This is a genomic window from Aeromonas enterica (assembly GCF_054052465.1).
Genome location: NZ_JBSTYL010000011.1, coordinates 29000 through 53918 on the forward strand (window position 1 = coordinate 29000; position 24919 = coordinate 53918).

21 protein-coding genes and 1 riboswitch are annotated in these 24919 nt (G+C 58.4%); of the genes, 9 read left to right on the top strand and 12 right to left on the bottom strand.

Annotated elements, in window-relative coordinates; genetic code table 11:
- Window positions 1-157 precede the first annotated feature (157 nt).
- Entirely contained in the window at window positions 158-811 is a 654-nt protein-coding gene (gene ribB, locus ACW5XD_RS13030) for a 3,4-dihydroxy-2-butanone-4-phosphate synthase (RefSeq protein WP_456495252.1), read from the bottom strand.
- 105 nt (window positions 812-916) lie between these two features.
- Window positions 917-1071: riboswitch (FMN riboswitch) on the bottom strand.
- 209 nt (window positions 1072-1280) lie between these two features.
- Between ribB and purU the strand changes: the two genes are divergently transcribed.
- Window positions 1281-2117, top strand: coding sequence for a formyltetrahydrofolate deformylase (gene purU / locus ACW5XD_RS13035; protein WP_043134635.1), 837 nt, complete (start codon window positions 1281-1283; stop codon window positions 2115-2117).
- Between the two features lie 84 nt (window positions 2118-2201).
- Here the strand turns inward: purU and ACW5XD_RS13040 are convergent, their stop codons facing one another.
- Window positions 2202-3464: a DUF945 family protein gene (locus tag ACW5XD_RS13040; RefSeq protein ID WP_456495253.1), complete on the bottom strand. Its 1263-nt coding sequence runs from the start codon at window positions 3462-3464 to the stop codon at window positions 2202-2204.
- Window positions 3465-3559: 95 nt separating this feature from the next.
- Window positions 3560-5041, bottom strand: a complete 1482-nt coding sequence (gene cls, locus ACW5XD_RS13045) for a cardiolipin synthase (protein ID WP_456495254.1) — start codon at window positions 5039-5041, stop codon at window positions 3560-3562.
- Window positions 5042-5139: 98 nt separating this feature from the next.
- Here cls and ACW5XD_RS13050 point away from each other — a divergent pair, with 98 nt between their 5' ends.
- The gene (locus tag ACW5XD_RS13050; protein ID WP_456495255.1) at window positions 5140-5682 is read left to right on the top strand and encodes a DUF1439 domain-containing protein; all 543 of its coding nucleotides are present in this window, start codon (window positions 5140-5142) and stop codon (window positions 5680-5682) included.
- A 4-nt stretch (window positions 5683-5686) separates the two neighbouring features.
- On the opposite strand, the gene ACW5XD_RS13055 is transcribed toward ACW5XD_RS13050, so the two are convergent.
- Window positions 5687-6127 carry a GNAT family N-acetyltransferase gene (locus ACW5XD_RS13055; protein WP_456495328.1) on the bottom strand — a complete coding sequence of 147 codons (441 nt, stop codon included), beginning with the start codon at window positions 6125-6127 and terminating at the stop codon, window positions 5687-5689.
- A gap of 475 nt (window positions 6128-6602) precedes the next feature.
- Here ACW5XD_RS13055 and ACW5XD_RS13060 point away from each other — a divergent pair, with 475 nt between their 5' ends.
- From ACW5XD_RS13060 to ACW5XD_RS13070, 3 genes are all read left to right on the top strand, one after another.
- The gene (locus ACW5XD_RS13060) at window positions 6603-7766 is read left to right on the top strand and encodes a M23 family metallopeptidase (protein WP_456495256.1); all 1164 of its coding nucleotides are present in this window, start codon (window positions 6603-6605) and stop codon (window positions 7764-7766) included.
- Window positions 7767-7958: 192 nt separating this feature from the next.
- Complete coding sequence (locus ACW5XD_RS13065) at window positions 7959-9356, top strand: alpha-amylase family protein (protein ID WP_456495257.1); 1398 nt, start codon at window positions 7959-7961, stop codon at window positions 9354-9356.
- Window positions 9357-9510: 154 nt separating this feature from the next.
- Window positions 9511-10266 carry a lytic transglycosylase domain-containing protein gene (locus ACW5XD_RS13070; protein WP_456495329.1) on the top strand — a complete coding sequence of 252 codons (756 nt, stop codon included), beginning with the start codon at window positions 9511-9513 and terminating at the stop codon, window positions 10264-10266.
- A 151-nt stretch (window positions 10267-10417) separates the two neighbouring features.
- Here ACW5XD_RS13070 and aqpZ read toward each other — a convergent pair whose 3' ends face one another.
- The 3 genes from aqpZ to ACW5XD_RS13085 form a co-directional block, all read right to left on the bottom strand.
- The gene (aqpZ, locus tag ACW5XD_RS13075; protein ID WP_456495258.1) at window positions 10418-11104 is read right to left on the bottom strand and encodes an aquaporin Z; all 687 of its coding nucleotides are present in this window, start codon (window positions 11102-11104) and stop codon (window positions 10418-10420) included.
- Between the two features lie 348 nt (window positions 11105-11452).
- Window positions 11453-11974: a crossover junction endodeoxyribonuclease RuvC gene (gene ruvC, locus ACW5XD_RS13080; RefSeq protein WP_043134627.1), complete on the bottom strand. Its 522-nt coding sequence runs from the start codon at window positions 11972-11974 to the stop codon at window positions 11453-11455.
- Window positions 11975-12246: 272 nt separating this feature from the next.
- On the bottom strand, window positions 12247-13158 hold the full coding sequence (locus tag ACW5XD_RS13085) for a Gfo/Idh/MocA family protein (RefSeq protein ID WP_456495259.1): 912 nt from the start codon (window positions 13156-13158) through the stop codon (window positions 12247-12249).
- Between the two features lie 303 nt (window positions 13159-13461).
- Between ACW5XD_RS13085 and ACW5XD_RS13090 the strand changes: the two genes are divergently transcribed.
- On the top strand, window positions 13462-13995 hold the full coding sequence (locus ACW5XD_RS13090) for a DinB family protein (protein ID WP_456495260.1): 534 nt from the start codon (window positions 13462-13464) through the stop codon (window positions 13993-13995).
- A complete protein-coding gene (locus ACW5XD_RS13095; protein ID WP_456495261.1) occupies window positions 13992-14426 on the top strand; it encodes a hypothetical protein in 435 nt (144 codons plus the stop codon). The genes ACW5XD_RS13090 and ACW5XD_RS13095 overlap by 4 nt, the downstream gene beginning before the upstream one ends.
- A 75-nt stretch (window positions 14427-14501) precedes the next feature.
- Here ACW5XD_RS13095 and ACW5XD_RS13100 read toward each other — a convergent pair whose 3' ends face one another.
- Window positions 14502-14717, bottom strand: a complete 216-nt coding sequence (locus tag ACW5XD_RS13100; protein WP_456495262.1) for a hypothetical protein — start codon at window positions 14715-14717, stop codon at window positions 14502-14504.
- Window positions 14718-15341: 624 nt separating this feature from the next.
- On the opposite strand from ACW5XD_RS13100, the gene ACW5XD_RS13105 reads away from it, so the two are divergent.
- Window positions 15342-16508 carry a hypothetical protein gene (locus ACW5XD_RS13105; RefSeq protein WP_429064049.1) on the top strand — a complete coding sequence of 389 codons (1167 nt, stop codon included), beginning with the start codon at window positions 15342-15344 and terminating at the stop codon, window positions 16506-16508.
- Window positions 16509-16759: 251 nt separating this feature from the next.
- On the top strand, window positions 16760-17485 hold the full coding sequence (locus tag ACW5XD_RS13110; protein WP_275908483.1) for a hypothetical protein: 726 nt from the start codon (window positions 16760-16762) through the stop codon (window positions 17483-17485).
- Window positions 17486-17592: 107 nt separating this feature from the next.
- Here the strand turns inward: ACW5XD_RS13110 and ACW5XD_RS13115 are convergent, their stop codons facing one another.
- The 4 genes from ACW5XD_RS13115 to ACW5XD_RS13130 form a co-directional block, all read right to left on the bottom strand.
- A complete protein-coding gene (locus ACW5XD_RS13115) occupies window positions 17593-20013 on the bottom strand; it encodes a YgiQ family radical SAM protein (protein ID WP_456495263.1) in 2421 nt (806 codons plus the stop codon).
- Window positions 20014-20150: 137 nt separating this feature from the next.
- Window positions 20151-20519, bottom strand: a complete 369-nt coding sequence (locus ACW5XD_RS13120) for a hypothetical protein (RefSeq protein WP_456495264.1) — start codon at window positions 20517-20519, stop codon at window positions 20151-20153.
- Between the two features lie 91 nt (window positions 20520-20610).
- A complete protein-coding gene (locus ACW5XD_RS13125; protein WP_456495265.1) occupies window positions 20611-23730 on the bottom strand; it encodes an efflux RND transporter permease subunit in 3120 nt (1039 codons plus the stop codon).
- Window positions 23730-24779, bottom strand: coding sequence for an efflux RND transporter periplasmic adaptor subunit (locus ACW5XD_RS13130; protein WP_456495266.1), 1050 nt, complete (start codon window positions 24777-24779; stop codon window positions 23730-23732). Before ACW5XD_RS13130 ends, ACW5XD_RS13125 begins: the two co-directional genes overlap by 1 nt.
- Window positions 24780-24919 lie beyond the last annotated feature (140 nt).

Here is a 24919-nt window from a genome sequence, read left to right on the forward strand (position 1 = left end):
CTTTGGATAGGCCCCATCACAGATAAATGCATTAAAACCCTCATTTTTTTTTAGTTGCACACTTTATGTGCAAACTTTAAGCAAAAACGAGTGCCTCTGGATGAGGTTCGCACAGAGCGTAACCAAATTTTGGGCTTATTACAATTTCGTATGAGGCTCAGGCTGAACGCTCTGACAACAATTGACGATATTGCACCAGATCTTCGATGGTCAGCACAGGCATCTGATGCCGGCGACCAAAGGCAATCAGGTCAGGCAGACGGGCCATGGATCCATCTTCCTTGGTCAGTTCACACAAGACCCCAAAGGGCTTGAGGCCGGCCAGCTGCATCAGATCGACTGTGGCTTCGGTGTGACCGCGACGGGTCAGCACACCGCCGGTACGAGCCCGCAGCGGGAAAACATGGCCTGGGCGATGCAGATCTGAGGGCTTGGCACCATCGGCGATGGCCGCGCGAATGGTGGTGACGCGATCGGCGGCAGAAACCCCCGTGGTCACGCCTTGAGCCGCCTCTATGGTGACGGTGAAGGCGGTCTGATAGTGGCTGGAATTTGCCTCCACCATCATGGGCAACTCAAGCTGGCGGACACGCTCGTCGGTCAGACAGAGGCAGACGATGCCGGAGCACTCGCGGATCATCATGGCCATCTGTTCATTGGTCATGGATTGCGCGGCGAAGATAAGGTCGCCTTCGTTCTCCCGATCTTCATCGTCGGCCACCAATACGCCACGACCGGCCCGCAGGGCCGCCAACGCCGCTTCGACGCGAGCAAGGGGATCACCGAATTCACTGAGTAGAGACTGATTCATGGTAAGACTCCTAAACAAGACAAGGACCAGAATCAGGGCATGGAAAGGCAGACAGAGATAGGTATGCAGCGGCCAGCCCAACGGGGGCCATGCCTGCAATATCTGTCTTATCCTCTTTCATCCGGACTATGACCGTCGGCTCCGGCATCTCACCGGATCTGCTGACCCCGACCCTGGTTACAAGGTCGGGCGCTCGCGGGCTCCCCGAGTCAGATCGGGATACCGCCGGTGGGGAATTTCACCCCGCCCTGAGAATAAGCGCAGACAGACTAAAGAAAAAAAACGCAGGATACCAGCCCAAAACCCATCGATGATGAATATCGAACCGACCAGCCCCCGCAGCCCGCGACTTGGCTCACGCACGCACGGCGCACTGTCTTTTCTGATTTTGTTTATGGCATAGTGCCTGAAAAAACGCGCAGCCTGCGCAGACTCAGGCGCCAACACCACAAACGGAATCATGACAGAGATGGAAAAAAAAATACTGCTGACGGACTGTCCGGACGCCAAGGGCCTCATCGCCAAGATCACCAACATCTGCTACAAGCACCAGCTCAACATCAACAAGAACGACGAGTTCGTGGATCACGAAAACGGCCGCTTCTTCATGCGCACCGAGCTGGAGGGGCGTTTCAATGACGAGACCCTGCTGGCGGATCTGGATGATGCCCTGCCCGCCGGTGCCCAGCGCCGTCTGGTCAAGGCGGGCAAGAAGCGCATCGTTATCCTGGTGACCAAGGAGACCCACTGCCTCGGCGACATCCTGATGAAGAACTACGCCGGCGCGCTGGACATGGACATAGTGGCGGTGATCGGCAACTACGACACCCTCGCCGAACTGACCGGCAAGTTCGACATTCCGTTCCACACCGTCAGCCACGAGGATCTGAGCCGCACCGAGCACGAAGAGCAGGTACGCGCCATCATCGACGGCTACCAGCCCGACTACGTGATCCTGGCCAAGTACATGCGGGTGCTGACCCCGAGCTTCGTCGAGGCCTATCCGCGCAAGATCCTCAACATACACCACTCCTTCCTGCCAGCCTTCATCGGTGCCCGTCCCTACCGCCAGGCGTTCGATCGCGGCGTCAAGCTGATCGGCGCCACCGCCCACTTCGTCACCGACGATCTGGATGAGGGCCCCATCGTCGAGCAGGACGTGATCCATGTCGGCCACGCTTTCAGCGCCGACGACATGGCAAGGGCCGGCCGCGACGTGGAAAAATCCGTGCTGAGCCGGGCGCTGGAGCTGGTACTCAACGAGCGGGTGTTCGTCTACGGCAACAAGACGGTGGTGTTCAAGTAACCCGCCTCTGGCACCACGCCAGAAACAACAAAGGCTCCCGCGGGAGCCTTTGTTGTTTCTGCATTGCCTGTTGTTGCACTCGGCTTACAGCGGCAGACCATTGATGGTCATGGCACCCTTGTCGAGCTTCAGCTCGGCGGTCAGCTGGGCCTTGTCCGCCTTGAGATAGCCCATGGCGGCAAACTGCTCCAGCATGGGAGCCAGTTGCGGTACTGCCTTGCCCAGCTTGTCGCTGAGGTTGGCGTGCAGCAGGCCGGAGAGGGCGTGCATTCCCTGTTCGCGATTGAACAGCTGTTCCAGCGAGGTGGCCGCCAGCTTGACGTCCCCCTTCATGGAGACAGGCTCGCCGTTGAGCTGGGCGCTCAAGTCCACCAGCTCCAGTGTGGCGCCGCGCTTGAGCAGCTTGTCCAGCGCCTGCTGGATGGCTTGATCTTCCACCCCCTGGCCACTGGAGGCCTGCAGCGCCTGATAGCCTTCCAGATCCAGTCCTTTGAGATTCAGGGCCAGCTTGCTCTGGGTCAGCGCCAGGCTGTCAGTCTCGTTCTCCAGATTGAGGGTGTTCACCTTCATCTGATAGCTGCTGGACAGCGTCTGGGCATCATCCCCCACCAGCTGGGTCTCGGTGGTCAACCCCTGCAGTGACACCTTGGCGCTGTCCGGCAGTTGCACCGACAATGCAGAGAGGGTCATGTCACTGCGGGGAGATAGCCAGATCCCGCTGATCTTGGCCATGTCGGCGCTGCCCTTGAGCTCAGCCAGCACCATGTCCATCTTGCTCTGCTCTTCGTGCAACGTCATGCCCTGCCAGTTGAAGGTGACGTGACCATTGCCTTCCAGATCGCCGTGATAGTCGCCCTTCATCGGCAGGAAACTGAACTCGTTGAGCCCCTGTTTGACCTTGAATTCGTTGGCCCAGAAGCGGCTGCTGTTACTGGCGGTCCACAGGCTGCTGATGGACTCGATGCCAAATTGCCACTGCTCCATCTTGAACGTGCTGAACACAGGGGCCAGCGAGCCCTGTTTGGTATCGAGCAGCATGTTGCTCTTGATATAGAGCGGCAGAATGCGACTGTTGACGATGAACTGCGCCTCAACCGGTTCGCTCCCTTCCAGCTGACCATCCAGGCTGGCCAGGGTCTGTGGCGTGACCACCACCTTCAGCACGCCATCGCGGGTGAACAGGTTGCGGGAACCTGGCAGCCAGGTCATCTCGACGCCGCTCTCCTGCTTCACCTTGGCAATCTGCTCGGCCATGATGCGATCGAAGGTATTGCCCGTGTACCAGCAGGCACCCAGCCCACCCACCATCAAAGCCGCACCGACGGCTAGCGCTACTCGCTTCTTCATCTTTATATGATTCTCCAAAGGCTCATTGCCGCACTCTACGGGGCCATATCGGGGCGAAGCAAGTCCAAATCGGCATCGGAGGCAATTAAGTCATGTCACAACAAGGGACTGAACAGATAGAAGATGTTCTCCATCACCTTCTTGTACCAGGGGCGGGCGCGCCACTTGGCCAGCGACATGGGGGTGGCCTCTATCATGTAGCCCTGTACCAGCTGGGTCATCTCGGCGACAAAAACCGGGTTGTCGATGAGCAGGGTCACCTCGAAGTTGAGCCACAGGCTGCGTCTGTCCAGGTTCACCGTGCCCACCAGCGCAAAGTCGTCATCCACCAGCACACTCTTGGTGTGCAGCAGTCCGGCATCGTAGCGGTAGACCTCGACCCCGGCCCCCAGCAGCTCCTCCATGAAGGCGTTGCAGGCATGGTTGGCCATCAGGGAATCGTTGCGGGCGGGCAACACCAGTTGCACCTGCACCCCGCGCGCCGCCGCCGAGGAGAGCGCCGCCGCCAGCGGATCGTCCGGCACGAAGTAGGGGGTGGTCAGCACCAGATGGTGACGGGCCTGATAGATGGCCAGCAGCAGGCTCTGTTGGATGCAGTCACCGCCGACGAAGGGGCCGGACGGAATGAGCTGGGCCCGATAGTTGCTCTGAGGCCAGGCCTCCGGCTCGTGCTGCAGGCTGTCGAGCAGCCGCTCGCCGGTCTCCATCTCCCAATCCCAGACGAAGATGGACCACATCAGCGGCACCATGGGTCCCTGCACCCGGATCATGATGTCGACCCACTGGCCGACCCCGGCGTTCTGCTTGAAGAAGCGGGGATCCACCATGTTCATGGAGCCGGTGTAGCCAACCCTGTCATCGATCACCACCAGCTTGCGGTGCATGCGCAGATCCTGGCGCTGGAACGGGATGCGCCAGGCACCGACCGGCAGCACCTCGACCAGCTTGACCCCCGCCTTGCGCAACTTTTTAGGCCAGGGCGAGCGGAAGAAAGTCTTGCTGCCCATGGAGTCGAGCAGCAGACGACAATCCACGCCGCGCGCCGCTACCTCCATCAGCGCTTCGCACACTTCGTCGGCATCGCCACCCGGGTGCCAGATGTAGAACTCCAGATAGCAGGACTGGGAGGATTGGCGGATGTCGCGCACTATCTCGCGCAGGATGGCTTCCGGCTTGCTCAACAGCGTCATCCGGTTGCCGGAGAGCATGGGCATGGCCAGCCGACCCTGAATAAGATCGTGTAGGGGTTGTGCCTTGCTGCCCACCTCGCAGCAGTGCTGGGGGAAGAGGCGGGCCAACTGGCGGATCCAGATGGCGTAAGGGCGATACATGGCTTGAGCCCGTTCGGCACGACGGCGACCGAGCCGGATCTCGCCAAACAGCACATAGAAGCCGACCCCGGCAAACGGGATGGCATAGATGAGCGCCAGCCAGGCGAGCGAGACCCCGATGGGGCGCCGCTTCATCACCACCCGCAGGGAGATCCCCGTCACGATCACGGTATGAAATAGCAACAGCAGCCAACCAAGGAACTGGGAAAACAGCAGCTGGATGTCGTGCTCCAAACCATTGATCAAGAGGACTCCTTAGTACATCAGGATGAAATGCGGTGGGCAGACCCCACGGGGCCAGGATGGTATGCTGTCAAACACATCCATTCTATCAGGTCGTTAGCATGATCTTGCAATCTATGCTGCTCAGTCTGGCCATGCTAGGTCAAGGCTCATATGACATCAATGAGCAACAGATAAACCAGTACCTGCAATCCCAGGTGCAAGTGAACAAACAGCTGGAGCTGCCCGGCATCATCAAGGCCCATGTTCAGCTCGAGCAGAGCGACGTCCAGATCGGGCGCCAGAGTCCGGATACCGCCCGCGTCTATGGCAAGGGCAAGCTGAAAATCGCTCTGCCGGACAAGACCGAATACGACGCGCGCCTGAACATGACCTACGAGGCCAGACCACGCTACGACAAGGCCCAGAGCGCACTCTTTCTCGATAACATGAAGTTGATTGAGTACAAGCTGGAGCCGGAGGCGGCACAGCAGAAGTTCGGCTTCATGCTCGGCATGCTGCTACAGAGCATGGAGAAACGGCTGGAGACCCAACCTGTCTATCGTCTCAACGACAAGGATCCGAATCAGGCCTGGCTGAAAGAGAATCTACTGGGGCTTGAACTGTCACCGGGCAAGATCCACCTGCTGACCAAGCCCCAGTGACCCGTCAGTTATAGACGGGGGCCTTGGCCTGACGCACCAGCAGCTCGATCTGGTAACCCTGTTCGCGCTGCTGGTCATAGAGGGAGAAGAGCGGGCCATCCAGCTCGTGCAGGGGCAGGTCGGCAAAACCGGCTTTGAGGTAAAACGGCTTCTCGAACGGCAATGCCTGGCACACCACCGGCTTGTCCAGCAGATCGTTGCAGGCGTGCTGCAACAGCCGGGAACCCAGTCCCAATGACTGGTAATGGGGCAGCAGGCGAAAGCCGCACAGGTGGTAGTAATCCTGTTCGTCGCGCAGACGCACGGCGCCCACCAGCCAGTGAGCGTCGCGCACCACAAAGATACGCTCGGCCAGATCCGGCACATAATGGGAGAAAGTGGTTTCGTAGTAGTCCCTGATCAGGGAAAGATCCGCATCACAGTACTCTTCGAACGTGAGCTCCATCGCCCGCTTGCTTATCACACCCGTTCCATCCTTGGCCACTCGGCCCAGTCCTCAACATTCAGTCGCAGATCGGCAAGAGATCCGACCAGATTAACCAGCAAGATATCATGCCTTTTAGTAACAAAAAAGCCAGTAACAGCCCCCGCTTGCGCACTTTTCAACAGACAACTGGCCACAGGAACCCGGGGCAATCCTATCACGCTATCCCCCGCTCGGGCACTGCTTGTGCGATCCGCTGGATTTTACGGCGAGGCACAGCTCAATCGTTAACAAATGGCTGATTTAGCATCAGAAACTTGTTTTGTAAACATTTGTTAACAATTGATATGAACCACCCTTTGCAGAAAAAAGCCTCAATCGAATAGCATTTTTGGCCGGCCACCCTATGGTGAAACCTCGGTATAGCGTCGCGCTGTCGTTGCCTGAGTGGGCTCACTCCCACGCTGACACCTCACCACTTTGCCAAGGAGATACCATGTTCAGACCCATTCCCTCACTGTTGATGCTGGCCTTGTTCCCCACCACCAGCTGGGCTGGCGACATCCACACCCCGCTTGCTCCCTACCACTTCACCCGGCAGCAGCTCAACGCCACTGACGCCATCACAATACCGCTGGACGAGGCCCACTTCGTGTTTGGCGAGGCGGCCATGGCGTTCGATCTGCACGACTTTCTGCTGCAACAGGCGCCCCACCTGCTGCCCAAGGAGGAGGTGATCCTGCACTGGAGCGGCATCACCAGTCTCAACCCCCAGCTGCTGCTGGCCCTGATGGAGGCGAGCAGCCAGCTCATCTCGGCCCCCTCGGAGCAGGCCATGGCGGCCCCCTTCGCCAAGCGGGTCAAGGCCCGGGGATTCGATAACCAGCTCGAGCAGATGGCCCGCCAACTGTCGGAGCGCTTCTATCAGGCCCAGGCCCAGTTGCGGCTGAGCCCGCGCAGCTCACCCGCCCTGCCCCCGCTTGCCGCGCATCAGGCCGCCCTGGCCAGCCTGCTTGGCCCGCACGAGCGGCAGCAGCTGAGCGAGCAGTGGCAGACCCTGTTTGGCAAGGAGACTATGATCTCGCCCAAGGGAGAGGCCGCCGCCCCCTCGGCCAGACTGGCCGGTGGCCAGTTCCAGCTGCCCTGGCGCCAGGGCTACAGCTGGAAGGTGAACGGGGCTCACTCCCATTCCGGCTCGGGCTACCCCTACTCCTCCATCGACGTCTCCTATGACTGGCCGGGCTGGGGCGGCACCACCTATACGGTCACCGCCGCCAACAGCGGGACTGTCACCGTCTTCTCCCGCTGCCAGCTGCGGATCACGGCCCCCAATGGTTGGGCCACCAACTATTACCACATGAGCGGTATCTCGGTGCGCAGCGGCGACTACGTGGCCGCCGACACCCCCATCGGCACCTACGCCAGCAATCGCAACGAGGCCCTGTGCGAGGGCGGATCCTCCACGGGCCCGCACCTGCACTTTTCCCTGCTCTACAACGGGGTATTCCAGTCCCTGCAAGGGCAACGCCTGAGCAGCTATGCCGTCAACGTCGGCACCAGCAACTACGACGACAACTGCAACCGCTTCTGGCTTTACAACCAGCGCAATGGCCAGCGCCACTGCGCCTGGCAGCCGCTCTACAACAACGGCCTCGACTGAGTTTTAAGTCAACCGATAAAATGATGAAAAAGTCAGTAATAACAAGGGCTCAACGGTTTTATGCCGCCGTCACAGATCCGTATACGCCCCTTTGAAAACGCTCACAAAACGGCCAAAAGGAGATTGCCGGCCCGGAGGGCCAATGTGAGGCTCTGGGTGCCCATCTGGGCACCCAAACAAGGACTGACAATAATGAAAAAAACAGCGGGAATCTGGGTGGTCGCAGGCATGCTGATCGCCCCCTTGGCGCACGCCGACGTCATACTGCACGCCTTCAACTGGAAATACAGTGAAGTCACCGCCAAGGCCGATCTCATCAAGGCCGCCGGCTACAAGCAGGTGCTCATCTCGCCGCCCCTCAAGTCATCGGGCAACGAGTGGTGGGCACGCTATCAACCGCAGGATCTGCGCCTCATCGACACCCCCCTTGGCAACAAGCAGGATCTCGAGCAGCTGATCGCCGCCATGCAGGCGCGGGGTATCGCCGTCTATGCGGACGTGGTGCTCAACCACATGGCTAACGAGAGCTGGAAGCGCCAGGACCTCAACTACCCCGGCAGCGAGCTGCTCGGCCAGTATGCGGCCAACCCCGCCTACTTCGAGCGCCAGAAGCTGTTTGGTGATCTGGGCCAGAACTTCTTGGCGGGATCGGATTTTCACCCCGAAGGCTGCATCACCGACTGGAGCGATCCGGGCCACGTCCAGTACTGGCGCCTGTGCGGCGGCGCCGGTGACAAGGGGCTGCCTGATCTTGATCCCAACAACTGGGTGGTGAGCCAGCAGCAGGCCTACCTCAAGGCGCTCAAAGGGATGGGGATCAAGGGTTTTCGGGTCGATGCGGTCAAGCACATGAGTGATTACCAAATCAACGCCGTGTTCACCCCCGAAATCAAACAGGGCGTGCAGGTGTTTGGCGAAGTGATCACCACGGGGGGCGCCGGCAGCACAGATTACGAGCGCTTCCTCAAACCCTATCTCGACAGCAGCGGTCAGGGCGCCTATGACTTCCCGCTGTTTGCCTCCCTGCGCGGGGCGCTCGGCTATGGCGGCAGCATGAACCTGCTGGCGGATCCGGGTGCCTACGGCCAGGCCCTGCCGGGCAGCCGCGCCGTCACCTTCGCCATCACCCACGACATTCCCACCAACGATGGCTTTCGCTACCAGATCCTGAACCAGACCGACGAGAAGCTGGCCTATGCCTATCTGCTCGGTCGCGATGGCGGCTCGCCCCTGGTCTATTCCGATCACGGCGAGACCCAGGCCAAGGATGGGCTGCGCTGGCAGGATTACTATCAGCGCAGCGACCTCAAGGGGATGATCCGCTTCCACAATAGGGTGCAGGGCCAGCCGATGCAGCTGGTCGGCAGCGGCGACTGCTTCGTGCTGTTCAAGCGCGGCAAGCTGGGGCTGGTCGGCATCAACAAATGTGACTACGAGCAGGAGTACTGGCTCGATACCGCCAAGTTCGAGATGAACTGGTATCGCAACTACCGGGACGTGCTCGACAGCAGCGCCCTGATCAATGTGCAGAGCCAGTGGGTACGGGTCGCCATTCCCGCCCGTAGCGCCCGGCTCTGGCTGCAAGAGTAAGGAAGCGACACCCGACAGGGGCCGCCACTGTGCGGCCCCTCTTCTTCCGGTTTATTTCAGGCGCGGTGCTCATCGGCCGCTTGTTCTGCCGGCGCCATGATGCTTTACTCAACAAGGCTAACGAGGCTAAGGGAGCAAGCCGTTGAAAGCATGGATGTTGATGGGATTGATCCCGCTGTTTTCCCCGCCCGGCTGGAGCCAGACTCCCCCGCCGGCCGAGGTGGTGATCCTGACCACAGAGGCGCAAGCTCCCCTCCCCGTTCCCCTTGCGGCGCCCAAGACAATACCCGTCCCCAGCGCACAGCCCGAACCCACCCGGTTGACCGCCAGCCTGCCACCCGGCACACGCCAGATCCAGGTCTACAAATCGGTACAGAAAAACGGCGTGATACGCTACTCCGACATGATGCCGGAGCAGGGCCACTACGAGCTGCTGCTGTTCAACGACTGCTACGCCTGCGACCCGGCCTCCAAGGTCAACTGGCGCACCACCGGCCTCTTCCTCTACGACTACGCCAGCACGATACAGGCGGCGGCCAAGGCCTATCAGGTGGAGCCCGCCCTCATCCGGGCGCTGATCCACGCCGAATCCGCCTTCAACCCGCTGGCGGTCTCCCGCAAGGGGGCCATGGGGCTGACCCAGCTGATGCCGGCCACGGCGCGCGAGCTGGGGGTCGGCGATGCCCTGATGGCCGAGCAGAATATCTTTGGCGGGGTGAAATACCTGGCAGGCCTGCTCAAGCAATATGGCGGCAACGTGGCGCTGGCGACCGCAGCCTACAATGCGGGGGCTGGCGCGGTGCAAAAACATGGTGGTATTCCGCCCTATGCCGAAACCCGCGCCTATGTGGAGCGGGTGGAACTGTTGCATCAACGCTATAAAGAGATGCTGAACGCCCGGGGGCTGTGACCACACACCCGTGGCGCAGCAGCCTGGCCTGAAATCCCCCCAGCTCCCGCCCCCCGTACCTGTCCAACCCGTGCACAACCTCTGAATCCATCCTCCTGAAACGAAAAAACACGCCCGGGGGCGTGTCGATACCACACTTTTTCGTCACGGATCACGCTTTAGGGGCGATCACGCGATAGGCCAATGCACCCAGAATGGCACCGACGATGGGCGCAACCCAGAACAGCCACAGCTGGCTGAGCGCCCAGTCACCCACGAACAGAGCAACCCCAGTGCTGCGCGCCGGGTTGACCGAGGTATTGGTCACCGGAATGCTGATGAGGTGAATGAGCGTCAGGCACAGACCGATGGCGATGGGGGCAAAACCGGCCGGGGCCCGGCTGTCGGTGGCGCCCATGATGACGAACAAGAAGAAACCGGTCATCACCACTTCGCACACCAGGGCTGCCAGCAGGCTGTAGCCGCCCGGCGAGTGCTCGCCATAGCCGTTGGAGGCAAAACCGGCGCTTAAGTCAAACCCGGCCTGACCGCTGGCGATCACATAGAGCACGGCCGCAGCCGCAATCCCGCCCAATACCTGAGCGACTATGTAGGGCAGCACACCGGAGGCAGGGAAACGACCACCGGCCCAGAGCCCGACGGTCACGGCAGGGTTCAGGTGACAACCTGAAATGTGGCCTATGGCATAGGCCATGGTCAGCACAGTCAGACCGAACGCCAGCGCCACGCCCAACAGGCCAATTCCCACGTTCGGGAAGGCGGCGGCCAGCACTGCGCTGCCACAGCCCCCCAACACCAGCCAGAAGGTACCCATAAACTCAGCTGCAAAAGGTTTCACTCTCAACTCTCCCAATGATGGATGGAACATGAGCCAGGGCTCATGAGGTCGCCGTTATTAAACGGCGCCACATTATGGGAGCGTGACATGGCGAGGCGAAGTGAGCCCGCCGGCCAATAAAACGTGATCAAGGTCACAAGTGATTGATTCATCAAGAGGATTGTCGTCACTCCCCAGCCAGCCTCGAATGGCGTCCCGCCATCTGGTACGACAACTTGTGACTCTGTTGAGGCTTTTAACAACAGCGCAGCGCGCACCTGAGCGGCAAGCGGCAACGGATAAACAAGGAGGGCGCCCGGGCGCCCTCCTCTCACATTGCTCCTCCGACGCAGTCAGCGTCGGCAGGGTTCAGCGATAACGGCCGCGCACCGAGCTGGTGGCCCGCCCCGCCATCTTGATCAGGCTCTGGCGGGTATGGAAGTGGCAGAGTGCCACCCCGAGCGCATCCGCCGCATCCGCCTGGGGCGTGGCCGAGAGCTTGAGCAGATGGGTCACCATGTGCTGCACCTGCTCCTTGGCCGCGCCGCCCGTGCCCACCACAGCCTGCTTGATCTGGGTCGCCGAGTATTCGCTCACCGGCAGCAGGGCATTGACCGCCGCGACGATGGCGCTGCCGCGAGCCTGGCCGAGCTTCAAGGCAGAATCCGCGTTGCGGGCCATAAAGACCCGCTCTATGGCGAACTCGTCCGGTTTGAACTGGGTGATGATCTCGCTCACCCCGTCATACACCTGCTTGAGGCGCGACGGCAGCTCGCCCAGGTCGGTGCGGATACAGCCCGAGCCCAGATACTCCGCTTTGCCTGCGACTATGCGGATGACGCCGTAGCCTGTGATGCGCGAACCCGGGTCTATCCCCAGAATAATGCTCATGGCCGCTTCGCCATGCTGGCCTGGGGACGGCTCACAGCCTCATCACCCGTGAGCCGGTGGCCCGGCTCCATTCCCAAAACAATGCTCATGACACTCTGTTGCTCTGAAGGCAGTTCATGGCCGCCAAGATAGCAAACAAGCGTCCGCTTGGCTCGCGCGGCGGCGCCCTCGCCGGCTGACTGCGCAGGGATCCGCCATCTTGTACAGTGGTCTGCCCGTTTCCTCACCCGTGCGGGCCCGCCCAATCAGGTGCCACAGGCGCAGGAGAAGGATCAAGTCGCCAGCGCTACCAACCGCTCGGCCAGTCGGTGGCTCTGCAGATAGCTCTCGATGAGTGCCCCATCGGCCTTGCCCACCCCGATCTGTCGATACCAGTGATCGAGCATCGCCACGAAGCCCCGCTGGGCCAGCACCGGCTGCCAGTCGTCCGTCGCCAGGGTCTGCAATGTCTTGTCTCGGGCAATCGTGCCCCGGGTGCAGTTCTCAAGGTGCAGTGAGAGGTTGTCGCCATAGGCATCGATGCGCTCCTCCGTGATACCGGCGCTGCGGTTCATGCTGCCGCTCACCGCCGTCTGCCCGCTTTGCCAGGCGACGCTCACCCCGGCCAGCAGTTCGGGCTGCTGGGCACTTCGCCGCAGCACCGCATGCAGATCCCCGCTCGGAGCGCCGCCATAGAAGCAGAGGCTGTCGAGCACATGGATACAGTCGTCGAACAGGAATTGGCGCGGCAGCCCCGGCAGGGCGTGTCTATGCTTTTGCCAGTTAAGCTCGGTGAGCAACTGATTATCTGTCCGGGCCGCGCTCATGGCGGGCAGATAGCGGCGGTTGAAGCCGACAAACAGCGGGCAATCTTGGGAGATAGCGAGATTGGCGAGCACCTCCACCTCGGCAGCGTTGTCGCAGAGCGGTTTGTCGACAAAGGTGGGGATACCGGCGCGCAGGCACTGCTCGGCAATCTCGCGGTGAACGGCAGTAGCGGCATGGATCATCACGGCGTCCGGGCGGCTCGCGAGCAGCCCATCCACCTCGGTAAAACACTCGGGGATCCGGTACTGGCGGGCCAGCTTGCCGAGCACGTCCTGGCTCCGGGTACAGAGCAGCGGTGTCACCCGCTCGTCGCTGGCAATCAGCGGCAGATAGGCTTTCTGGGCGATATCACCCAGGCCGATCAGGGCAATGCGCATGGGAACTCCTTGTCACTCGATCACTGGATAAGTGGATAACCGGCTAAGTGCCCGCACCATCTCAGGATTTCCCCCGCAGATCCAGCCTTGCCGCAACCCGGGCTACCTCGCCCCCTCTCAGCCTCCCCCTTCGCAAGGGCGAGGAACCCTCCCTTGCCAACCGAAGATCAGGCGGGAGTGGCTTTACTCCCCCCTGCCAAGGGGAGGGTCGAAGTGATGCACATCGCCAGCAAAACGGGTTTCGTATTGCACCCATTTTGGCTAACATGCCCCACTTCAAGGAGACATAGGGGCAAGGAACCGATGAGCAACAAGACGCTGCAATCCCTCTTTCACTACAAGCGTTGGGCCGATGGCGAGCTGCTGGATGCGATCGCCACGCTGGACGCGCAGCAATATGCCGAAGCCCACCACACCTGCCTTCGGATCTTCAACCATATCCATGTGGTCGATGCCATCTTTAAGGCCAATCTGCTGGGGGAGACCCACGGTTTCAGTGCCACCAATACCCCGGACACGCCGACACTGGCGGCGCTGGGCAGCTCGGTCACGGCACTGGATAACTGGCTGGTGGATTACGTCGCTACCTTGAGCCCGCAAGAGGGTGAAACCTCGCTTTCATTTCGCTTTGTCGATGGCGACAGGGGGCAGATGAGCCGCGAGGAAATGCTGCTGCACCTGGTGACTCACGGCGGCTATCACAGGGGGGCTGTCGGGCGCATTCTGGCGCAGTGCGGCATCACGCCCCCGCGGGATACCCTGACCACCTTTTTGCATCGCAGCGAACCCAAGCGGCGCGGTGATGCTGCCCTTGCAGATGGCGAGGCCCGTCCATGATGCCCGCCTGTCTGCGGCTCACACCGCTGCTGCTGATCGGGCTGCTGAGCGGTTGCGCCGCCGCTATCGATCACTACTCGGGGCGCTTTCGCAACACCCTGGTATCGGGGGAGACACGCGCGACCATTCGCGCCGAGCTGGGCGAGCCCCAGCTTTGCCAGCAGGCCGCCTTTCTGACCGAGGATAAGGTGCAGGGTTGCGATCGCTTTACCGTGCTCGGCAAGATCCACAAGCGCGCTGACGGCAATGGCCAGGCCACGGCGAGCGCCGTGACTATGGGGCTGGGGGAGCTGGTGCTGATCCCCATGACGGTGGCTGGCGTGGCGGCGGATTACACCCAGCGCCACACCCTCACCGTCTATTACGATCGGGACGATCACTATCTGTTTCACACCCTGCTCAATGCCAAGGGGCAGGAAGTGTGGCAATAAGGGGCAATAAAGCGGAACGCTTTGCTGCCCCGTGGCCAGGTGACAGCCATTTGCAGGGTGACTCGGGAAATCCCGCTAAGATAGCTCTCTGCGATCCAGCCACTTGCCTATCCTGGCCCCCAGCTCGGCGCAGACCAGCGCCGTCACGGCGGCCCAAAGCATCTGATTGCCATCAAAGCCCGCCTGCTTTTCAAAGAAAAAAGGCACCAGCAGATTGAAACCGATGATCCCGAGCAGCAGCCCAAGGCCGCTGCCCACCTTCTCCCTGCGGGATCGCACCTTTAACGCCATCTGATTGCTCCTGTTGAGATGAGATAAGGGGTACCTATCGCCCCAGCCGATCTACCCGGCAAGATAACAAAGCCTCCCCCGATAGGGACAGCCATCTTTTGGGGCGATAGAAATAGCCACATATGCTCCTTTCATATCCATTTGCTGATCCAGTTCAAAAAACGATGAGATTCTGACGGGTGTGTCATTTAAAGGCTCGCCTAGACAATTTCGTTTGGCCTACCATAGCCATCCAGAACCTGTTGAGCTGCGATGGGTTGCTGCTAGCGCGGGTCAAGGGAGCATATTGGAAGCTGTAATCCATGGGCGGTAGCGTACGATTCTGTAGCGCTATAACTTGCTCAGAAATGTGGGTGTCCCAGATTCCATGCTGGGAGCTAACCCCGTGCGGTAACTATTTTGTCTGCAGAAGGGAGTTAAGATGCCTGTGAACTATTTCCGGATGAAAGGGATACTGTTTGTGTGAACCAAATAGGATTATGTAGATATAAGATGGAAATTATTTCGACCATGCTTCAAAAACTTCATTATTTATAGCATAAAAAGAACATATGTTTTCAGCATGGACATCAACAGCCTTATCACCAAGGTAATGACAAAAAGCACAAGAGAGCTATTTATAATATGAATCTGAACGATGGCGAAATCCTAAAAGTACGTCAGGTTAGATGGAAGTCACCATTATCTCGAAAGATTGAAGATTTTTCAAAATTAATAAGCGCTGATGAGGTATTTCATCAGTACTTTGGTGAAAAGTACATAAATGAATTGACGGTTAGATCAAAAGCTATTACCCAGTTGATTTTTAAATTGGGATTAATATATACATTATTGATGTTGTCATTATATGCTGCTCAAAACATTAATGATTCTGAATTTGAGTTTTTTGGGTATGGTTTTAAAAATTTAAGTAATTACAAAGAAGTTTTACTGCTGCTGGCTGCTATTACCTCTCCCATATCCGCGATCTATAGCGCATATCAAAATTACTTGAATGCCTTGGTAAATGAGTGCATTAAAAAACTGTACCCAGATGCAGCAACCCGAAAGTATTATTCCATTCAATTTGTAGATGGGTATTTTGAATGGCTGCCAAACCATCCTAGGGAAAAGAATGTATATTGGCACAGTTTTACATTATTCTTAATGATTTCTTTTGTTATAATATTAATGTTGCTTTTTTTCACCCTGTTGGCAGGCTCGTTTTTCATTCAACTCGCTGTAATTTATGATATAGCTGTTAATCCATCATCATCAAAATATTTCAACATGTTTGTGCTGTTAGTTTCAATTTCATCGATTCTGCTCTCTTGGTTGATAATAATCATACAACTTCCAATGCCTGAAGTAGACAATAACAATCTCTTTAAATTAGAAGAAATTAAAAAAAGTGATCCTGAAAAATATCAAGTAATTATGGAGAGGATGGCTGATGAAAGTTCAAGGAAAGATGCTATATCAATAATGGTATTATCTTCACTAATATATATCATCACGTTTACATCTATATCAGTGATTTGCTTTTCGGAATCGCTAGACAATCTAACACTTTTTTTATCTAAAGCTTTACCAGGGGTTTTTATTGTTCTATTTTTGTCAAGGATAGTGATTAGGTTTTTTAGGAGAAAAATACTAAATGCATTTTTTGAAAAGCACCCTAACGAGACCCCACATAGATTGCAGGATTTTATTACTGTCACTAAAGTTCTCAATCTAAATAGATTTATAATCCCATTAATTTTCTCTTTTATATACTCTTTTTATGCATTAAATAAGATGCTACTTTGGTAAATAAAATTCGTAATTCAGCAAGTGGATTCATCTATCTCAAAAAGGAAGTGTCGGATCTCGCCTTTCAGAGTGAGCAATAGCTATAGCAATTTGAACAATTTGCTTCACGACCTTGTGATTAGATGTTTGATGGAAGTGTAATTTATGGAAGAGAGATGCCACCATATGAGGGTTAATTTACACTGTGAGAAATGAGCTTAAATAAATTTACATTGTCGATCCATTAATAACTTAAAAGAGGCGTTAGGTTAATGTTAAAAATAACACTCACTCTGCTGCTTATAATGATAACTATTTATTGGATTGGCGAAAAAGTCAGGAAAAATAAAAAAATTGATGCATTTATAACAGCACTAGAAGAAAATTATTCAAAACTAAATAATCATCTTGAGGACTCCAGTATTATAAATGGTTTACGCTATCTTCGTCGTGCATATGGTTGGCTAAGTATTCTGATTTTCGCCTCCCTTTTTATCCTTCAAAGATTATCTCAACCAAACTCAGCAAACTATCAACCTATATTTTGGTTGTTTGTGTTTGCCTTTATGGGATGGTTCTCTATCAAATGGGTTGTTGACCACAAAAAAACAGTCACTGAATTTGTAAGAGATAATCTATTAATAGTTTTTGGCCCTCTTATTATGGGGGTGTTTGATTTAGTTTTTAATACACCATTAACGAGAATTCTGTTTACAATTGTTAAAGATATTGCTGTGGTATTCAATATTCAAACTGCGGAGATATCAAACCCTCTTGCTATAGGTGGTACTATATCACTGGTACTTATTGCATTCTTCAGCATTTATTATTTGGTCACTTGGGCCGTCACAGCTCCTGTGTTTTTAGTTTCAGTATTCGCAGTGTTGCTTCCTATTCAATTTGCGCGCTTTTTGGCTCGTATCGATCGAAGTAATACTTTTCTTTGGTTTACTATATGTCTGATGATTATCATTACATTATGGCTGTCACAATTATAATTTTAACTATCGAACCTAGCTGATCCGATATTGGAAGTATCGAAAGATTAAAAAAAGGCGACCATCTGGTCGCCTTTTTATTTCTATCGATTTCCAATCAGGAAAACTCACCGAGCCGGTCGCTTGGCGCCATTCCCTTTGGCCGCAGGCTTGCCGCCCTGAGTGGCGGGTTTGGCAGAGCCAGCGCGGGTCGGGGCCTTACCCTTATGGGCGGGTTTCCCGGCCGGTTTGCCCTGACCTGCGCCTTGGGAAGCTGGCTTGCCGTTGCCGCCCGCCCCTTTAGGGAGCTGGGAGCCTACTGGCTTGCCATTGCCCGCCTTGCCGCCCTTGCTGGCGGCAGGGGTGTCGTTACGAGCCTTGCCTTGCGAGGCGGCAGCCACTGCGCCCTTACCGCCAGCAGCCTTGTTGCCAGCGCCATTGCCACGCTGATGAACGATATTGCTGTGGCGGGTCAGGGCCGGTTTCAGCCCCTTGTTGATGCTGCGCGAGGCCACCGCCTCGCCGCGCCCTTCCGGCGGCACCAGGCAGTTGGGGCCGTTGCCGATCAGGTGACCCTTGCCCATTTCCAGCAAGGCTTCGCGGATCATGGGCCAGCCGGCCGGATCGTGGTAGCGCAGCAGCGCCTTGTGCAGGCGACGGCGGCGCTCCCCTTTCACCACGAACACGTCCCCACCCTGGCGGCTCACCTTGTTGAGCGGGTTTTTCTCGGTGTAATACATGGTGGTGGCGTTGGCGAGCGGCGACGGGTAGAAGTTCTGCACTTGATCCAGCTTGAAGCTGTTGGTCTTGACCCAGAGCGCCATGTTCACCATGTCTTCATCCGTGGTGCCCGGGTGGGCCGAGATGAAGTAGGGGATCAGGTACTGCTGCTTGCCCGCCTCTTTGGAATACTTGTCGAACAGCTCCTTGAAGCTGTAGTAGCTGCCCATCCCCGGCTTCATCATCTTGGAGAGCGGGCCCTCCTCGGTGTGCTCCGGTGCGATCTTCAGATAGCCGCCGACATGGTACTTGGCCAGCTCCCTGATATAGCGCGGATCTTCCACCGCTATGTCGTAACGCACCCCGGAGGCGATCAGGATTTTCTTGATGCCCTTCACATCCCGCGCCTTGCGATAGAGGTCGATGGTCGGGGTATGGTCGGTGTCCATGTGCGGGCATATGGTCGGCCAGACACAGGAGGCGCGGCGGCAGGTCTGCTCGGCCTTGGGGCTCTTGCAGCGCAGCTTGTACATGTTGGCGGTGGGGCCGCCGAGATCCGAGATGACGCCGGTAAAGCCAGGCACCTTGTCGCGGATCTCTTCGATTTCTTTGATGATCGACTCTTCCGAGCGGCTCTGGATGATACGCCCCTCGTGCTCGGTGATGGAGCAGAAGGAGCAGCCCCCGAAGCAGCCACGCATGATGTTGACCGAGGTCTTGATCATCTCGTAGGCCGGGATCTTCTCCTTGCCATAGGCCGGGTGCGGCACCCGCTGATAAGGCAGGCCGAACACGCCATCCATCTCGTCGGTTTCCAGCGGGAAGGCGGGCGGGTTGACCCAGATGATGCGATCGCCGTGAGCCTGGGAGAGCGCGCGGGCGCAGCCCGGGTTGGTCTCGTGGTGCAGGATGCGCGACGCATGGGCGTAGAGCACCTTGTCCTCTTTGACCCGCTCGAACGCCGGCAACTTGACGTAGGTCTTCTCCCACGGCTTCTGCTTGGGCGGCTGCACCAGCACGGGCTTGGCCTCCTGCTCCACCGGCGCCGTGCCTTCGTCATCCGAGCAGGGCGCCCCTTCCATATAGGGGTTCATGATGGGATCGATGCGGCCGATCTGATCCAGCTTGCTCGAATCCACCCCGCGCCACTCGGGCAGCGGCTCCTTGCGGATCACGGCGGTGCCGCGAATGTCCTGCATGGTCTCCATGGTCTCGCCGTTGGCGATGCGGTGCGCCACCTCGATCAGCGGCCGCTCGGCGTTGCCGTAGATAAGGATGTCGGCCTTGGCGTCCAGCAGGATGGAACGGCGTATGGTCTCGGACCAGTAGTCGTAGTGGGCGATGCGGCGCAGGGACGCCTCTATGCCGCCGATGACCACAGGCACCTCCTTGAAGGCCTCCTTGCAGCGCTGGGTATAGACCAGAGTGGCGCGATCGGGCCGCTTGCCGCCCACATCCCCCGGGGTGTAGGCGTCGTCGTGGCGCAGCTTCTTGTCGGAGGTGTAGCGGTTGATCATGGAGTCCATGTTGCCCGCGGTCACCCCGTAGAAGAGGTTGGGTTTGCCCAGGCGCATGAAGTCATCCTTAGATGACCAGTCCGGCTGGGCTATGATGCCGACCCGAAAGCCCTGGGATTCCAGCATGCGGCCTATGACCGCCATGCCGAAGCTCGGGTGATCCACATAGGCGTCACCGGTCACCAGGACGATGTCGCAGCTGTCCCAGCCGAGCTTGTCCATCTCCTTGCGGGACATGGGCAGGAAGGGCGCAGTGCCGTAGCACTCGGCCCAGTAGCGGGGATAGGAGAAAAGGTGGGTAACCGGCTGCATTTTGAACACCTGGAACAATTCGGGTCGCGCATTATACCGGCAGAGCGAAGCGGGGGCGATGGCTTTTTGCCCCCACAGAGCACGAGGAAAAGGCGAGCCAGTGACGGGCTCGCCTCAATAACGCGGGTTGAACGGGATCAGGCCAGCACGCGGGCCAGTACGATACGGCTGTAGTGGCGCTGCAGCAGCTGATACCCCCCGAGCAGACACCAGACCAGGGCCGGCGCCAGGAAGATGGGGTGGGTCGCGAGGCGCAGCATCAGCAAGCCCAGCAGGATCAGTGCGAATGGGCGGCTCTCGTAGAGCCAGAGCGGCCAGCCCTGCTTTCGCGCCATTCCCTTGTCGGGGCGACGGTAGGCACTGCGTCTGAACCAGGCCAAAGCGCCGGCCAGATAAAATGCCAGACCGGCCAACAACAGGCCCGGATGATCGGCAATCCCCAACAACAGCAAACCGCTGCCCATATAGGCAAAGGGCAGCGGCTCATAGATAGCAGATGGCAACATAGCTCACCTCGACGTTAGTTGGCCATATATTAACCGGCCGCCCGGGAGGCGCCATCTGCTTTTACGCCTTGCACCTATATGGGTGAAGGTATCAGGCGGCCGGTTTGTCCTCGACGATGCTCACCGGCGGCGCGGCCAGTGCCTCGTCCACCATCAGATCCCGTTCCCCCGTCATGCCGGCACGCTTGGCCAGCAGGTGATAGATGGCAGGCACCATCACCAGAGTCACCAGGGTTGCCAATGAAAGACCGAAGAACACCACAGTGCCCACCGCCATCCGGCTTTCGTAACCCGCCCCCATGGAGACCATCAGCGGCACGGCCCCTATGATGGCGGTGAGCGAGGTCATCAGGATCGGGCGCAGACGGCGCACCGAGCCGGCGATGATGGCGTCATCAAAGGCCACACCACGCTGGCGCAGCTGGTTGATGAACTCCACGATCAGGATGCCGTTCTTGGTCACCATGCCGATCAGCATGATCATGCCGATCTGGCTGTAGATGCTCATCTCCTGCCCCGTCAGCCAGAGTCCGAGCAGCCCGCCGAAGATGCCGAGTGGCACAGTCACCATCACCACCGCCGGGGTCAGCAGGCTCTCGAACTGGGCCACCAGCACCAGATAGACCACCAGCAGGGCCAGCGCGAATACCATCACCATCTCGCCCTGATTGTCGCGATAGTCCTTGGACTCGCCGGCATAATCCACCGTCATGCCACTCGGCAAATTGGTATCGGCCCAGCCGTCGAGGTAATCCAGCGCCTCGCCCAGGGTATGGCCCGGCGCCAGATCGGCGGTGAGGGTCACCGCCTTCTGCCGCTGGTAGTGATTGAGCCGCTGCGGACTCGCCACCTGGGTGACCGTCGCCAGGGTGGAGAGGCTCACCATCTCGCCACTGGCAGCCTTGAGGTAGATGCGGCTGAGATCCGAAATCCCGTTGAAGTCATGCTGATTGGCGCGCAGATAGACGTCATACTCTTCGCCCCTGTCCACATAGGTGGTCTCGCTGACGCCGCCGAGCAGTGCCTGCAGCGAGCCGGCCACGGTCGACACGGGAATGCCGAGTTGATTGGCGCGATCCCGCTCGATGGTCACCTGCAACTCGGGGGTTTTCTCGGCGTAATCGAGATCCGGTGTCGCCATCAGGCCGCTTTGGGCCGCCGCTTCTTTCAACGCCAGCCCCCGCTGATAGAGTTCGGCATAATCGGAACCCTGCAGCACGAACTGGACCGCCGCGTTGGAGCCACCGTGAAAGCCCGGTTGGAAGGTGCGGAGCATCACATCGGGAATACCGGCCAACCGCCCGCTCAGGGACTTGCCGAACTCGGCCGCCGTCTCGTCTCGCGCAGCCCAATCAGTCAGCTGAATGATCACCATGCCGGTCTGATCACCGCCACGACCAAAGGCCGGGGTGCTGAAACTCATGGCCTGCACCACCCCCTTGCCCAGCAGCGGCATGATGGCCGCCTCCACCTGCTGCATGTTGCGCTTCATCCGCTCGATACTGGTGCCCTCGGCCCCTTTGACAAACACGTAGAGTACGCCTCTGTCCTCGTTCGGGGTCAGACTGGCGGGCAACTGGCCAAACAAGGCGCCGATCCCGCCAAGGCAGAGCAGCAGTACCAGCGGGGTCCAGGCCGAGCGGCGCAACACCCAGCCCAGCAGATCGCGATAGTGCTTCTCTACCCAACCAAGGCCGCGATCGAGTGCCGCCGTCAATACATTGGGCTTGTCGATGGAACGCATCAGCCAGGAACCCATGGCCGGGGTCAGGGTCAACGCCACCAGGGAGGAGAAGAGCACGGCGAGCGACAACAGGATGGCAAACTCGGTAAAGAGCCTTCCCACCATGCCATCCATGAAGGCGATGGGCACGAACACCATCACCAGCACGGCTGTAGTTGCCACCACGGCAAAGCCCACCTCGCGGGTGCCGTGCCAGGCGGCCATCAGTGGGGGTTCTCCCCGTTGCAGATGGTGGTGGATGTTCTCCACCACGACGATGGCGTCATCCACCACCAGGCCGATGGCGAGAATGAGCGCCAGCAAGGTGATGAGGTTGATGGAAAAGCCGAAATACCAGGCGCCGATGAAGGCCGAGATGAGTGACACAGGCACTGTGATGGCCGGGATCAGGGTGGTTCGCCCCTGCCCCAGGAACAGATAGAGCACGGCCACCACCAGCACGGCGCAGATGGCCAGCGTTTCGTACACCTCGTTGATGGCCTGCTTGATGAAGATGGTGGAGTCGTAATCGATCTCGAGGGTGGCCCCCTCAGGCAGGAAGCGCTGCATCTCGGCCATCTTGCGCTCGACCCCCTGCGCCACCGCCAGGGGGTTGGCGGTGGACTGCGCCACTATGCCTATCCCCAGACTTTCGCGACCATTGCGCTGGTAGGCACTGTCTTCGTTCTTGGCCCCCACCTCCACGTCGGCGATATCCGCCAGATAGATGCTCTGGCCGTTGTCGGCGGTACGTACCTGCAAGGCCTGAAAATCGGCGGCCGTGTGATAGAGACGGGCTATCTGTACCGCCATGGTCATGCTGTTGTTACGGATCTCCCCGCCCGGCAGCTCTATGTTCTCCCGCTTGAGGGCATCCTGCACGTCCGCCACCGAGATGCCGCGGGCCGCCATGTCGGCGGGGCGCAGCCGTACATACATCACCCGGGTCAGATCGCCGGAGAGGGAGATCTCGCTCACCCCGTCCACCAAGCTCAAAGGATCGACCAGTACGCGGTTGGCGTAGTCCGTCATGGCGGTACGGTCCATCTGGGTACTGCTGAAGTTGAGCCAGACCGCCACATCACCGTTGCCGTTGTCCTTGGTGACCATGGGTTCGTCCACCTCTTCCGGCAACTTGGGACGGGCGCGGGAGATGGCGTCACGCACATCCGACGTTCCCTCCACCATGTTCCAGCCGAGTTTGAACTCCACCGTGATGACGGATCGCCCCTTGCGGGTCACCGAGTTGATGTTCTTGATGCCGCTGATACCGGAGAGCTGGTCCTCGATGGGTTTGGTGACCTGACTCTCCATGACGGCAGGCGCCGCCCCCTCATAGGTGGTGGTGATGGAGACGGATGGCGTCTGCACATCCGGCATCTCCCGTACCGTCAGCTTGCTGAAAGCCACCAGACCAAAGACGGTCAACAGGGCGCTCACTACCACCGCCACCAAGGGGCGGCGCACAGACATATCGGAGAGCCACATCAGCCTTTGACCTCTGCCAGATCGTTTACGCTGGCGCCGTCACGCAGATTGACCAGCCCCTCGACCGCGATGCGATCGCCGACCTTCAGCCCCTCAGTGACCCACACCTCCTCGCCATGGGTATCCCCCAACACCACGGGCACCCGCGTCACCCGGCCATCGGGCTCGAGACGGTAGACGAAACGCTGCTCGCCGACATACTCCACCGACTGAACGGGGATCAGCGTCATCTTCTGGGGTGGCAGGGAGAGTTCCACATTGAGCAGCATGCCAGGGCGCAGCTGACCATCGGGATTGGGGATAATGACGCGGGCCTTGATGTTCTGGGTATCGTTGGAGATGCGGCTGTCCAACGTCTCCAGCACGCCACGGAAAGATTGATCCGGCCAAGCCGAACTGGTTGCCGTCACCGCCATGCCGGGGCGCAGCAGGGAAAGATAGCGCTCCGGCACCGCCAGATCGAGCCGCAGCTTGGCCAGCTCATCGAGATGCAGCAGGGTATCGCCACTGTTGACCAAGGCGCCTTCACTCAAGTCGATGAGGCTGACGGAACCGTCGAACGGGGCTTGCAGGGTGCGCAGTGACAACTCGTATTTGGCGGCATCGGCGCGGGCCTGGGTCTGGGCGACGATGGCCTCCTGCCCTTCCAGCTCGGAGGTGGTGATGGCACCGCGAGCCACCAGCCGACGCATGTCCCGCAGCTTGCGTGCCTCGTCGCGCATGCTGGCGCTCTGTTCGGCCAGCTCCGCCAGCTGCTTGCCCGCATCCAGTGCGATCAGGGTGTCACCCCGCTTGACCTGCTGACCGGAGCGCACCGCGATCTTGACGATGCGGCCTGTCACCTCGGGGCTTATCACCACGGAACGATTGGCGGCCAATTTGCTCACCAGCTTGATGGAAGGCTCGGCCAAGCCCTGCTTGACCGTTTGCGCCCTGATATTGATCTGTCGGGGCTGAGGTTTGTGGGCGGGTTCGTTGTTACGGTAATACCAGACACCCAACATCAGCAGGGAGAGGCAGGCGATCGACAGCCACATACGCATTTTCATCAAGCAATCCATGAAATTAAGAGAAAAAAAAGGGGACACTTCATCAATGATGGTCGCTATGTTACCCCCTGACTATGCCGCGACTATGTATAAATGTGACAAAACGTAACGGAAGTGACGAAAGATCACCGAAATTGCAT